Raw genomic sequence first — 13,541 nt, forward strand, 5'->3', positions numbered from 1 at the left:
TTATAGAAAACTGTAGGGGGGATCGTTCGTCTCAAACGATCCTTATAAATATGACTGATCCTTGATCAACGATTAAGAGGATAACGCCGTTGACTAATATCTCTGGGACTCAATCGGCAGCTAAACTGCAAAAAACGCTGGGACTCTGGCACATCATTATTATTGGTTTAGCTTATATTCAACCCATGACCTTGTTTGATACATTTGGTCTGGTATCTGAAGAAAGTAACTTCCACGTTCCTACCTCTTACATTTTTGCACTGATTGCAATTTTGTTAACCTCCTTGAGCTATGGTCATATGATTCGTCGCTACCCTTCTTCGGGTTCGGCCTATACCTATGCGCAAAAATCCATCCACCCGAACGTAGGTTTCATGGTGGGTTGGTCATCCTTGCTGGATTACCTGTTATCGCCAATGGTCAATATCATTCTGGCGGTGATTTATCTGGAAGCACTTTTCCCAGACATGAACCATTGGGTTTGGGTCATTGGTTTAACCGCCTTTATGACTGCGATTAACCTTCGTGGTGCGAGATTTGTTGCCAACTTCAACAGTATGATTGTATTCGTACAATTGGGCGTCATTGCATACTTCACCTGGATGGTTTACCAACTTCTGGAAGGTGGTGTAAATGCAGACGGCACACTGGTCAATGCAAAGTATCAATTGTGGAGTTTAGAGCCATTCTGGAATGAGTTTACGTCTGTTGCTGCCCTGATTACCGGTGCAACCTTACTGTGTTTCTCATTCACAGGCTTTGACTCTTTAAGTTCTCTTGCTGAAGAAACCAAAGATACTGAGAAAACCTTACCTAAAGCGATTTTCTTGACTGCATTATTGGCAGGTATCATCTTCATCATCAGTACTTACTTTATGCAGATCTTCTTCCCGAATGATCCAAAAACTTACTTTGAAGATATCGCTGCAACACAGCCTGATATTTTACAAGCTGTCGGTGGCGTGGCGTTTAAAACAGTCGTACTTTACTTCGCAATTGTGACAGTCATGGCTTCTGGTATTTCAGCACATGCGGGTGTATCTCGTCTGATGTACGTGATGGGTCGTGATGGCGTAATCAACAAGAAGATCTTCGGTCATATTAGTCCGAAAAACTACACACCTTCATACAACATCCTGATCGCTGGTGCAGTGGCTTTAACCGCTGGCTTTATGGATCTTGATTTTGTGGTGTCATTGATCAGCTTTGGTGCCTTAACGGCATTCAGTTTCGTCAACTTGTCGGTGATTTCACGTTATGCATTGCGTGATGGTCGTACCAAGAGTGCCAAAGAGATCATGAACTTTGTCGTGGTTCCTTTACTTGGCTTCATTTCAGTCTTTGCATTGTGGTTAGAAGTCGATGAAGCTTCGCTTAAATATGGTCTGATCTGGGCATTTGGCGGTATCTTGTACTTAGGTTATAAAACCAAAGGCTTCAAGCACCCAGCTCCTCAGCACAATGAATTTGACGATAAATAATATCTTTTCAATTCAAATAAAAAAGGCGCTTCATGCGCCTTTTTTATGTCTGTCATGTTTTGATTTTACTAACGCAGATAGCAATCAAAACCCATCTGGGTATTAACTCGATTATTTCCATAACCCAGTTTCTCAATAAACAGACTCCGATTAGACAATAACTTTTGCTCTTCCGGACCTAAACGGGCTCTATTCTTGATAGCCAGTTGATACATTTCATCGACGACATCCTGAAAAATGTCACAGACTTCTTCACGCTTGGCTAGCTTTAATTTACGCCCCCGCCAAGTCCATTGAAAATCATCTGAATTCAGGCTCTGCCCCCATTTTTCGATACGCGTATCTAAACGTTTCTGCATGTTGAGCAAACCCTGCTGTATTTCTGCCTGAGTAATAGGCTGAACTTCCTTTGTTGCCGATGTGGCAGCACTGCCCTCTTCCGCACTGACGGAAGCCGCAATAGTTCCAAGGCAACATGCAATGACAAGTTTTAATAGAGGCTTCAAGGCTGCACCTTTTGTTATATTTGATGAAGTTATAAACTCAAGCATACAACGAAGTGAAAAGCAGTTTATCTATTTGTTACACAAAATAAAAAAGCCACCCAAAGGCAGCTTTTAGAATCATCACAAATTTCCGCTTAAAGCGTTTTAAAACCCTGCTGACGCCAAGCTTCGTAGACAATTACTGCAGTAGCATTTGACAGGTTCAGACTTCGCGAGTTCTCTGCCATCGGTAAACGAATCCAATGCTTTTGCGGAAACATCAGACGAACATGTTCAGGCAGACCACGAGTTTCCGGACCCATTAACAAGGCCACAGGACGGTTTAAATCCGAAGTATGCGGCGTTTCAGAACCTTTGGTGGTCAATGGATAGATTGCATCCAGACCAATCCCTTTGCTTGCCAGATCGGCCAGACAGTCTTCGATATTTTCCCAAATCTGCATATTGGCATATTCGTGATAATCCAGACCGGCACGTTTCAGCTTTTTGTCATCCAGCTCAAAACCCAGCGGCTTGACCAGATGCAACTGTGCTCCGGTATTCGCACATAGACGAATGATATTGCCTGTATTTGCAGGAATTTCAGGCTCATATAAAACAACGTGGATCACAGCTTACTCACTCAATATATTTAATTCAGACACGACATTCGTCTTGCGCTTGGGCAAAGCAATGCTTTGCTTATCCTCTTACTTCAGGCACAGCCTTCGTCTTGCGCTCGGACAAAGCAGTGCTTTGCTTATCCTCGCTCATGCCATTGCAATTGTTCACGTAAGCGTACAACTTCACCAATAATGGTCAAAGTCGGGGCTTGAATCTGATGTTCGGACACTTTGGATGCAATATCAGCAAGCGTTCCTACTACAACTTTCTGTTCAGGCGTCGTACCTTTAGAAACCAAGGCCACTGGCATGTCGGCTCGCTGACCATGAGCGATTAATTCTGCACAGATTTTCTCCAGTCCCACCAACCCCATATAAAGCACTAAGGTCTGGTTTTCATAGACCAACTCACTCCAAGGCAATTCTGGCGAACCTTCTTTTAAGTGACCGGTCAGGAAACGCACACTTTGCGCATAATCACGATGGGTTAATGGAATACCGGCATAGGCTGAACATCCTGAAGCTGCGGTAATCCCTGGAACCACCTGGAAAGTAATCCCAGCAGCAAATAGCTCTTCAATCTCTTCACCGCCACGCCCGAAGATAAATGGATCTCCGCCTTTCAGACGACAAACCCGCTTTCCTTCACTGGCATATTTCACCAACAAGGCATTAATTCCATCTTGCGGAACCGCATGATTGGAACGTGCCTTACCCACATAGATCTTTTCCGCATCACGACGGCACAGCTCCATAATTGGCGCTGAAACCAGTCGGTCGTAAATCACCACATCGGCTTGCTGCATCAAACGTAAGGCTTTTAAGGTCAACAATTCTGGATCACCCGGACCCGCACCGACCAAGTAGACTTCACCTTTTGGCTTTTGCCATTCTTGTAATGCTTGCTCGATCAGGCGATCTGCTTCCGCGATATTGTCGTTGAACACCTGTTCTTTTAGCGGACTGGCATATAAATCTTCCCAGAAAATACGGCGTTCATCCGGATTGACAATTTTAGCCTTAACCGCACTGCGCCATTTTCCTGAAAATTCAGCCAGCTTGCCCATACCATGCGGAATAGTCGTTTCCAGCTGAGTTCGGATCTGCCGTGATAACACGGGCGACGTACCATTCGATGCCACCGAAATGACCAATGGCGAACGATCAATAATCGCTGGCACCATAAACCGGCAATGCGGCGGATCATCAACACTATTGACCAGGACATTTTCCGCTTCACACAGTTCAAAGACCTGACGATTGGTCTCCGCATCGTCAGTCGCCGCAATCACCAGTCGATATTGACGTAATACAACTTCAGGATGAAAAGCTGCCTGCACATAGTGTCCTTGGCTATTTTGCACAATTCGCAGCAGACTCTCTTCGATTTCAGGCGCAATGACATGAATAATCGCACCTGCTTTTTGAAGTAAAAGTGCTTTACGGTATGCAATATGTCCACCACCGACAATCAGACAAGGTTGCTGTTGCAACTTTAACGAGATTGGAAAAATATCCACGAACTACCTCAAAATTATAAATCTGACTGTCTATGCAATTTTCATGCACATTTAGGGATGCTGAGATCGACAATTAGTCGATATAAGTCACACCACCCATATATGGACGTAATACTTCAGGAATCTCAATCGAGCCATCAGCGCGTTGATAGTTCTCCATCACTGCAAGTAAAGTACGACCCACTGCCAGACCTGAACCATTCAAGGTATGTACAAATTCAGTTTTCTTCTGATCAGCACGGTAACGCGCTTTCATACGACGCGCCTGGAAATCACCCATGTTTGAACAAGATGAAATTTCACGGTAAGTATTTTGGCTTGGTACCCAAACTTCCAAGTCATAAGTCTTGGTCGCACCAAAGCCCATGTCACCACCACAAAGTAAAATTTTACGATATGGAAGTCCAAGTGCTTGCAAGATGCCTTCAGCATGGCCAGTCAATTCTTCAAGCACTTGCATCGAAGTTTCAGGCTTCACAATTTGAACCATTTCGACTTTGTCGAATTGGTGCTGACGGATCAAACCGCGGGTATCACGACCATAAGAACCTGCTTCACTACGGAAACATGGCGTATGCGCTGCATATTTCAGTGGCAGACGGTCTGCATCAATAATTTCATCACGTACGAAATTCGTCACTGGCACTTCAGCAGTCGGAATCAGATAAAACTCTTTTTCGCCCTGCAGCTTAAATAGATCTTCTTCAAATTTAGGTAGTTGACCTGTACCGCGCAATGAATCTGCATTGACCAGATAAGGCACATAGGCTTCAGTATAGCCATTTTGGTCTGTGTGTGTATTCAGCATAAACTGGGTAATGGCACGTTGTAAACGCGCCAATGGACCTTTCAATACACTGAAGCGTGAACCAGTTAATTTGGTCGCGGTTTCAAATTCAAGACCGCCCATCATTTCGCCCAGATCCGTATGGTCTTTGATTTCAAAATCAAATTCACGGGGTGTACCCCATTTCAGGATTTCCACGTTATCGCTTTCGTCTTTACCTTCAGGCACAGCTTCATCGGGCAAGTTTGGAATAGATAATAATTTTTCTTCAAGCTCAGCTTGCAGTTCAGCCAGTGCTGCTTCAGCAGCTTTGATTTCATCACCAATCGCAGACATGCGTGTCATGATTTCAGATGCGTCACCACCTGCTTTTTTAATTTGACCGACTTGTTTGGCACCGGCATTACGTTCAGCTTGCAGGGTTTCTGTCTTGGACTGAATCTCTTTACGGCGTGCTTCTAGGGATGCCCACTCTTCAACATTGAGTTGAACACCACGTTTTGCCAAGGCTACATTTACAGCCTCAATATTATTTCTGAGTAATTTCGGGTCGATCATAATCAATCTTTGCAGAAGAAAAAAACTGGCTATAGTGTAAGCTCTTAGCATTAAAAAATACAGTGACCAAGACCACGGTTGCGTCCTATTAGCACAATATTTAGGAAGCTGTCTGCTGCAAAATGGCTAAATATTCAGGGCGAATCACTTCATTTAAATCTGCATAGGATACTTTTAATTCAGGCATTCCTGCTGCTGCCGGAGCTAACTCGCCTGCCGGATACATCATCACCAGACCCGTTGTATCAAAATAATAGTTATCACTCAGTTTTAACTGCTGTTGTTGAATCGATTGCGTATTCAGCCATTGAGTATTAGCCTGATACATTGCATTCAGCAATTTCTGCTCACCGCCATTTAATAACAGTTGAGACAAAGCCAAACGTTTTTTCTGTTTTAGATCAAAATTGATATATTCCACATGTTTCAGAGAAGCATTTTTATTCCTTGCCAGATTAGAACTTTTTAAGGCAAAAGTCGCCAGATAAGCACGCTGATCGACAAATTCCACCTTGATAAAGCGCTGATCCAGATAATGCGGCTCATCGGCTTTTTTAGGATTTTTCTGGGTGACTTTGGTGAATGCAACAGGTTCAGTATGCTGAATACGCTCAATAAAATATTGATTAATCCAGTCAATATTGCTGTCCACCGTCTGTAGATCAAAGCGTGCACAACCCTCTATTTCACACACCACTTTGGCTGCCCCTTTAATTGGAACGGTTTTGGCTTCAATTTGCACAACCCGATCTGTTTGCGCAAGCTTTGCCACTGAACTGGATTGAGGCTGACAACCCAACATACTTACAGTGAGTAATAAAACAGCGTAAATTTCAGTAGTTTTAAATACATTAATCTTCATCCTGAGCTCCAAAAATTTTGCAATTTCATTGACTCGACTTTTATTTATTCTAAGATGCTCTCGTGTTTAGATATAGCTGAACCTTGTAGTCTGTCCAAAACAATCCTGATGATCGGCAATAAAAAAGCAACCTCGAAAGGTTGCTTTTTTTATCTGGTTCATATTGATGCTTATTGATCAATGATGTCCGTACCTTTTGGTGGGGTAAAGTTAAAGGTAGAGGCTGGAATACTGCTATTTACTTTTACATTGCTAAATTTGATATTGGTGGTTTGTCCCAATGAATCCTGCAAGATCATCAAGCTTGGTGCTTTGTTCGCGCCAAAGCTAATGGTCAGGCTTTCAAACACACCATCGGTATTTTTAGGATACAGCGTGTAATAGGTTTTGCCTTTATTTGGCTGAGTCACCCGGTAAGACTGCATAATCTGGCTGGTGTTTCCTGACAGCAATAACGCCGGTGTATTAGCAACCTGCTCATCTAAGCTTTGACGAACGGCTTGTTGCAAGTCCGGATCATAAATCCATACGGTTTTACCCGTGGTTGCAATGACTTGCTTCGACGGTGCGGTCGTTTCCCAATAGAATTTACCTGGACGCGCGACTTTCATCACCCCTTTAAAGGTTTGATTCATATGTTGTGCAGTCAAACCTTTTTTCTGGGTCGCTCTCGGATTGGTCACCTTGGTGCTTTGCTCGAAATTTGCCGTCATGCTACGCACATGATTGAGTTGCTTGACCAGACTGGCTGTTGCCTGTTGCTCCGAAGCTGCCACAGGTGCAGCAAACACGGTTGTACTCATCACCGGTGCTAAAGTCACTGCACCCAGAGCCATAGCACAGACGGTTTTACGAAGCATATTCATAATTTCACCTTTATATTTTGCGTGATCGCAATTTATTTGATAGCTCATCTTAAACGAAAATTAAAAGCTAAAATGATAGAAAATAAGAACTTTTGTATTGTTATTAATTCGAAATCGGTTTTTTTGTTCATCATCATGAAGATTTCAGGACAATTTTTACATTATGGAATGTCGCTTAATCTGCCTATTAATTTTCAGGCATAAAAAAACCCACAATAACTGTGGGCTTTTTTTCTATCTCAGCGGATTACGCGTCAACAGATACGTAGCGACGGCCAAATTGACCTTTCACTTCGAATTTTACTACGCCATCAGCAGTAGCAAATAATGTATGGTCACGACCCATACCAACGTTTTGACCAGCGTGGAATTCAGTACCACGTTGACGAACGATGATGTTACCTGCAGTTACAGTTTGACCACCGTAAACTTTAACACCTAACATCTTAGGATTCGAATCACGACCGTTCTTAGTCGAACCACCGGCTTTTTTAGTTGCCATGTCTATTTACTCCTCGTAATTAGCCTGAAATAGCTGTAATTTTCAACTCAGTGAACCATTGACGGTGACCTTGTTGTTTACGGTAGTGTTTACGACGACGCATTTTGATGATGCGGATTTTGTCGTGACGACCATGGCTAACTACTTCAGCAGTTACAGTAGCACCAGCAACAACTGGAGCACCGATTTGAATGCTTTCACCGTTAACAAGCATCAATACGTCATCAAACGTAATAGTCGCGCCAGTTTCAGCTTTCAATAATTCTACTTTAAGGGTTTCACCCTCAACTACACGGTGCTGTTTACCACCGCTTTGGATTACTGCGTACATAATGTACTCCAAACAAGCCCGTGTCGTCGTGCCGATAAAGGAATATATCGAACTTAAGACGTACGCCACTGGGGGGATATCTAAGGGCGAGGATTTTAAGGGATATTCAAAAAAACAACAAGCCATTTTACTGAAATAATAATGAGCAGGATGCGCTAATTATTTAACTATTAAATAATTTCTATCAAATCAAATACTCAAGATATATTCAGCAACAAAATAATACAGCAGAAATCTGGCCAGTTTGATTAATATACTCAGCCTGACGATTAGGGCGACGCCCCTGACCTTTTCTGATTTTTATGGCTCGAAATATGGATCGAATCTACATAAGATCTATAAAAAGCTGATTTTTAGTGGAGTTTATGCATTTCTTAGGTTTCACTCATGTTATAAATTGTTAAACTACGACCTGCGATTTACCAGACTAGAGGTTTTCTTTCACATGACCATCGACTTTAAGCAAGACATTCTCGCTCCTGTTGCTAACGACTTTGCTGCGATGGACACATTCATTAATGAAGGAATTACCTCAAAAGTTGCATTAGTGATGGCAGTCAGCAAACACGTGGTGGAAGCGGGTGGCAAACGTATGCGCCCGATTATGTGTCTCTTGGCCGCCAAGGCGTGTGGTGCTGAAAATTTAGAACCGCACCGTAAATTGGCTGCAATTATTGAAATGCTGCATACCGCAACACTGGTGCATGATGATGTAGTCGATGAATCAGGTCTGCGTCGCGGCCGCCCGACGGCCAATGCCACCTGGAATAACCAGACTGCAGTTTTGGTCGGTGACTTTCTGATTTCACGTGCTTTTGATTTGCTGGTCGATCTGAACAACATGGTCTTGCTCAAAGATTTTTCGACCGGTACCTGTGAAATTGCTGAAGGGGAAGTGCTGCAACTACAATCCCAGCATCAGCCGGAAACCACTGAAGCGACTTATTTGCATATTATTCACGGCAAGACCTCGCGCCTGTTTGAACTGGCCACCGAAGGTGCTGCCATTTTGTCGGATAAAGATGAATTCCGTCAGCCTTTAAAAACCTTTGCCGGACATTTCGGTAATGCTTTCCAGATTATTGATGACATTTTAGATTACACCTCCGATGCGGACACGCTCGGCAAAAATATTGGTGATGATCTCATGGAAGGCAAGCCTACCCTGCCATTGATTGCGGCACTGAAAAACACCACCGGTGAGCAACATGAAATCATCCGTCGCAGTATTGCGACTGGCGGTACGGAACATCTGGAACAGGTCATTCAAATTGTCAATGAATCTGGTGCGCTGGATTATTGCCGTCAACGTGCTACAGAAGAAACTGAAATTGCAATTGATGCCTTACAGGCATTACCTGACTCCGAATATCGTCAGGCCCTGATTAATCTGGCCAAACTGGCCCTAAACCGAATTCAGTAACTTTTAAACTCGCTTATGCATATTAATTTTCTAGATCTTTTTCAAAACATGCAACACCAGCTTGAACAACCTCGGGCGGTGCTGGATGAAAATCTTCTGATTGAACTGGTTGAAAGAATCAGACCAGAAGACAGCAGAAATACCGAAGAGATCGAAGCGAAATTCAATGCATTTATCCGGGCTTTATTACTCACCCCGAATGCGGTTGCCACGCTTCAAACCTTTACCCTGCGGATCATTAACCGCTATAAACAAACCGGTCTGTTTTCCGATACCGGTATTTTGTCTCTGGATGGGTTCTGGAACCAGCTGAATCAGCGCCTTGGCGCGCATGTCTTACCGCTGATTCCCGACCATCAGCAACTCCAGGAATTATTCCGCAAGGTTTTTTATCAGCGTACCGATAAATACTGGCTGGATTATTTTGATGAAGATGACTGGCAACGTTTATTTTCAGTCCTGAATCAGGGACATTCCAATCAGCCTGAAAAAACCCGAATTAAAGACCAACTGATTAAGGCATTGACCATTTTGTCTTACCGGATCAGTGGTATTGGTCTGCACCCTGAATTTATTAATGCCCAGCCTGAACTGATGGAATATGAATCTCCCTTTCTGGTACAGAATCGTGAGATTAACGAGTTTATTCAAGAATATAAAAAACGTTACAACACGGTCACTCTAGTCGATTCGATCACGCCCCCCGATGCGTCACAAGCGCTGGTGATGCTGGAGCAATGTCATGATGTCGTGGCCAAGATTCGCCGTTCTACCAAGCGGACTGGCGTCAGTGTTAGCCTGACCTATATGCTGGCACTGCTGGAACAATGTCTGGAACGGGTCGAGATTCTGCTGAATATGGTGATGGATGACGATGATCTGCGTTATCAATCCATTGGCCTGTTTATGGCGGACATTACTGAAGCAATTTATAGCGAACGCAGTGTGCGGGCCCTGCTGGCCACCAATAGTGAACTTTTGGCTTTGCAAGTGACTGAAAATGCCAGCAAGACCGGTGAACATTATGTAAGTACCGACAAGCAAGGCTTTCTGGCCATGTATAAATCGGCTGCAGGTGCTGGTGCCATCATCGCAACAATGGCCACCTTAAAAGTTCTAATGACACGCCTCACCATGGCTCCCTTGATGCAGGCCTTTAGCTATAGCATGAACTATTCGCTGGGCTTTATGCTGATTCATGTCCTGCATTTTACCGTAGCGACCAAACAACCGGCGATGACTGCTGCCGCACTGGCGGCTACTGTACAGCAGCGTAAAGGCTCGAAAATGGCTCAAATTGCCGAGCTGGCCGCGCTGATTGTAAATATCATCCGCACCCAGTTTGTCGCCATTTTGGGCAATATTTCGATTGCGATTCCTGTAGCAGCATTGATTACCTTGTTGTGGGATTTTGCGCTGCATGAACCTTTAATGAATCATGCCAAGGCGGCCAAAACCTTGCATGACCTGAATCCTTTTACTTCGTTGGCAATTCCGCATGCAGCAATTGCCGGAGTATGTTTGTTCCTGTCCGGATTATTGGCCGGTTATTTTGACAATATGGCCGTTTATCGCAAGGTCGGCCCGCGCCTGAAAGCCCATGTGCGTTTATCGCAGCTGATGGGGCAAGAGCGTCTTTACCGTTTTGCTGATTATATCGAACGTAATCTGGGTGCACTGGCGGGTAATTTTATTTTTGGGATCATGCTCGGCAGTATGGGCACCATTGGTTTTATTCTCGGTCTGCCGCTGGATATTCGTCATATTGCCTTTGCCTCTGCCAACTTTATTCAGGGCCTGATTACGATCAATGGTCCCGATATCGGCTTGATCGTGGTGTCTTTTCTGGGTGTGTTACTCATTGGCCTGACCAACTTGTTTGTCAGTTTCACTCTGACAATTATTGTAGCCTTACGCGCGCGCCGGGTACGTTTTGAACAATGGAAACCTTTGGCAAAACTGGTCATGACGCACTTCCTGACTCGACCTAGTGATTTCTTCTGGCCACCCAAGCAAAGCATTGAAATTGACGAAAATCATACATCGACAAAAACCCAAAACTGAGATAATTACAGTATATTTAGCAACAAATTCCTTACGAAAAAAATGGAATTCGCATAAAATACGCACACTTGAAAAAAAGTGTACTGACAAGTACACTTTGCTTCAGACAATTGGCCGATCTGCGAACGGTTAAAAGGACAAGGATTTTGGCATGCATTACTTGTTACTTTTTGTCGGTATTTTATTTTTAATTTTCAGTGTGTTCATCCTGAATATTCCCGCTTTAAACGAGCTCGACTTGCAAGCTGTGGAATGGATGAGTCTGTATCGCACCGAGTTTTGGAATCAAATTACTCAGTCCTTATCCTTAATAGGTGGCATGCCATTTGTATTATTTTTATCCACGCTATGGTGTATTGCATTGCTGTGGTATAAAAAGTATACAAACGCAATTTTTATATGTATCGGAATTATCGGAGGAATTCTCCTAGCTTGGCTGTTGAAATTTACGATTGCCCTACCCCGACCACCAGAATCCTTGCATCTGGTTGAAAGCTTTGGAAGTTCCTTTCCAAGGGCCCATAGTCTATATGCGGCCTGTCTGGCTTGTCTGGCAATTTACATCCATCGGCAACATTCCCGTTATACCCTCATCGTGATCGGTGCAGTGGTATGGATGCTGATGATGGGGATCTCAAGAGTTTATCTGGGCGTACATTTTCCTTCAGATGTCATATCCGGCTGGAGTATCAGTTTTATTTGGATTTCGTTGTGGTATATGGTCTGGATCAGATATTGCGCGGCTCACAAATAAGAAAATTTAGATATAAATCTAATTAGAGGTGGAATAATGATGTCTGCAAAGCTTTGGGCACCTGCCCTGACTGCTTGCGCATTGGCAACAAGTCTTGCACTTGTTGGTTGTAGCAAAGATCCTAAAGAGGGCCAGCAAGCTGGTGCTCAACAACAAATGCCACCGACTGAAGTCGGTGTTCTTGTTGCACAACCGCAAAGTGTAGAGCAGTCTGTAGAGCTCTCAGGTCGTACAACAGCATTTGAAATTTCAGACGTACGTCCACAAGCCAGTGGCGTGGTGCTTAAACGCTTGTTCACGGAAGGCAGCTATGTGCGTGAAGGTCAGGCCTTATATGAAATCGATTCAAGCACCAACCGCACTACAGTAGACAATGCCCGTGCAGCGATTGCCCGTGCTGAAGCCAATCTGGGCGTATTGCGTGTGAAGGAAGGCCGTTATCGTCAACTGGTCGGTACCAATGCCATTTCCAAACAGGAATATGATGACATCGCGGCACAGGTCAAACTGGCTGAAGCTGATTTGAATGCCAATCGCGCAACTTTGCGTAATGCAGAAATCAACTTGGGCTATTCGACTGTACGCGCGCCGATTTCAGGCCAGACCAACCGTTCGTCTGTGACGGCGGGTGCTTTGGTAACAGCGAATCAGCCAGAGCCATTGGTAACGATTCAGCGTCTAGATCCCATCTATGTAGATATCAACCAGTCAAGTGCCGAGCTTTTACGTTTACGTCAACAGCTTAATCAAGGCAGCTTGAACAGCTCTAACAATACCAAAGTCAAGTTAAAGCTTGAAGATGGCAGTATCTACCCGGTTGAAGGCCGTCTTGCATTCTCTGATGCTAGCGTGAACCCGGAAACAGGTACCGTGACTTTACGTGCGGTATTCCCGAACAAAAATCATCTGCTTCTTCCAGGTATGTTTGCCACTGCGCAAATCGTACAGGGTGAAGTACCGAATGCTTTCCTGATTCCGCAAGCAGCTTTGACTCGTACCCCAACAGGTCAGGCGATGGCGATGCTGGTCGGTGCTGACAATAAAGTGACGCCACGTCCAGTGACCACCGTTGGTTCCCAAGGCAGCAACTGGATTGTGACTGAAGGTCTGAATCCAGGCGATAAAGTGATTGTAGATGGTATTGCGAAAGTAAAACCTGAACAGCAAGTTGTACCAAAACCTTATCAACCTCAAGCTGCTGCACCGCAACAGCCTGCAGCCAGCGAGAAAAAGGCAGATGATGCTAAAGAGAAACCTGAACAAAAACCTGCTGCAAATGCATAAG

Annotated in this window: 13 protein-coding genes; 5 read left to right on the plus strand and 8 right to left on the minus strand. The window is 44.2% G+C overall.

The window, feature by feature from the left end; genetic code table 11:
• The first annotated feature begins 89 nt into the window (after window positions 1-89).
• Window positions 90-1,481, plus strand: a complete 1,392-nt coding sequence (locus ACIG3F_RS00770) for an APC family permease (RefSeq protein ID WP_004731900.1) — start codon at window positions 90-92, stop codon at window positions 1,479-1,481.
• A 68-nt stretch (window positions 1,482-1,549) separates the two neighbouring features.
• Here ACIG3F_RS00770 and ACIG3F_RS00775 read toward each other — a convergent pair whose 3' ends face one another.
• From ACIG3F_RS00775 to rplU, 8 genes are all read right to left on the minus strand, one after another.
• Window positions 1,550-2,032, minus strand: a complete 483-nt coding sequence (locus ACIG3F_RS00775; RefSeq protein ID WP_396468951.1) for a hypothetical protein — start codon at window positions 2,030-2,032, stop codon at window positions 1,550-1,552.
• A gap of 89 nt (window positions 2,033-2,121) precedes the next feature.
• Window positions 2,122-2,598, minus strand: coding sequence for a tRNA (cytidine(34)-2'-O)-methyltransferase (locus tag ACIG3F_RS00780; protein ID WP_004280633.1), 477 nt, complete (start codon window positions 2,596-2,598; stop codon window positions 2,122-2,124).
• A gap of 128 nt (window positions 2,599-2,726) precedes the next feature.
• Complete coding sequence (gene cysG / locus ACIG3F_RS00785) at window positions 2,727-4,109, minus strand: siroheme synthase CysG (RefSeq protein ID WP_396468953.1); 1,383 nt, start codon at window positions 4,107-4,109, stop codon at window positions 2,727-2,729.
• 73 nt (window positions 4,110-4,182) lie between these two features.
• Entirely contained in the window at window positions 4,183-5,454 is a 1,272-nt protein-coding gene (gene serS, locus ACIG3F_RS00790; RefSeq protein WP_005106300.1) for a serine--tRNA ligase, read from the minus strand.
• A gap of 100 nt (window positions 5,455-5,554) precedes the next feature.
• The gene (locus ACIG3F_RS00795; RefSeq protein ID WP_396468955.1) at window positions 5,555-6,316 is read right to left on the minus strand and encodes an RsiV family protein; all 762 of its coding nucleotides are present in this window, start codon (window positions 6,314-6,316) and stop codon (window positions 5,555-5,557) included.
• A 170-nt stretch (window positions 6,317-6,486) separates the two neighbouring features.
• Window positions 6,487-7,182, minus strand: coding sequence for an outer membrane lipoprotein chaperone LolA (gene lolA, locus ACIG3F_RS00800; protein WP_004280638.1), 696 nt, complete (start codon window positions 7,180-7,182; stop codon window positions 6,487-6,489).
• Between the two features lie 247 nt (window positions 7,183-7,429).
• Window positions 7,430-7,684 carry a 50S ribosomal protein L27 gene (rpmA, locus tag ACIG3F_RS00805; protein WP_004280639.1) on the minus strand — a complete coding sequence of 85 codons (255 nt, stop codon included), beginning with the start codon at window positions 7,682-7,684 and terminating at the stop codon, window positions 7,430-7,432.
• 19 nt (window positions 7,685-7,703) lie between these two features.
• Window positions 7,704-8,015: a 50S ribosomal protein L21 gene (gene rplU / locus ACIG3F_RS00810; RefSeq protein WP_004280640.1), complete on the minus strand. Its 312-nt coding sequence runs from the start codon at window positions 8,013-8,015 to the stop codon at window positions 7,704-7,706.
• A gap of 445 nt (window positions 8,016-8,460) precedes the next feature.
• Here rplU and sdsA point away from each other — a divergent pair, with 445 nt between their 5' ends.
• From sdsA to ACIG3F_RS00830, 4 genes are all read left to right on the plus strand, one after another.
• Window positions 8,461-9,438, plus strand: coding sequence for an All-trans-nonaprenyl-diphosphate synthase (sdsA, locus tag ACIG3F_RS00815; protein WP_396468957.1), 978 nt, complete (start codon window positions 8,461-8,463; stop codon window positions 9,436-9,438).
• A 15-nt stretch (window positions 9,439-9,453) separates the two neighbouring features.
• A complete protein-coding gene (locus ACIG3F_RS00820; protein ID WP_017398024.1) occupies window positions 9,454-11,502 on the plus strand; it encodes a site-specific recombinase in 2,049 nt (682 codons plus the stop codon).
• 151 nt (window positions 11,503-11,653) lie between these two features.
• On the plus strand, window positions 11,654-12,256 hold the full coding sequence (locus ACIG3F_RS00825) for a phosphatase PAP2 family protein (RefSeq protein ID WP_396468959.1): 603 nt from the start codon (window positions 11,654-11,656) through the stop codon (window positions 12,254-12,256).
• Window positions 12,257-12,292: 36 nt separating this feature from the next.
• Window positions 12,293-13,540, plus strand: coding sequence for an efflux RND transporter periplasmic adaptor subunit (locus ACIG3F_RS00830; RefSeq protein ID WP_180037086.1), 1,248 nt, complete (start codon window positions 12,293-12,295; stop codon window positions 13,538-13,540).
• Window position 13,541 lies beyond the last annotated feature (1 nt).

Origin of the sequence: Acinetobacter sp. NPDC052428 (assembly GCF_044547685.1) — a bacterium.
GTDB classification, from domain to species: Bacteria; Pseudomonadota; Gammaproteobacteria; order Pseudomonadales; family Moraxellaceae; genus Acinetobacter; species Acinetobacter lwoffii_G.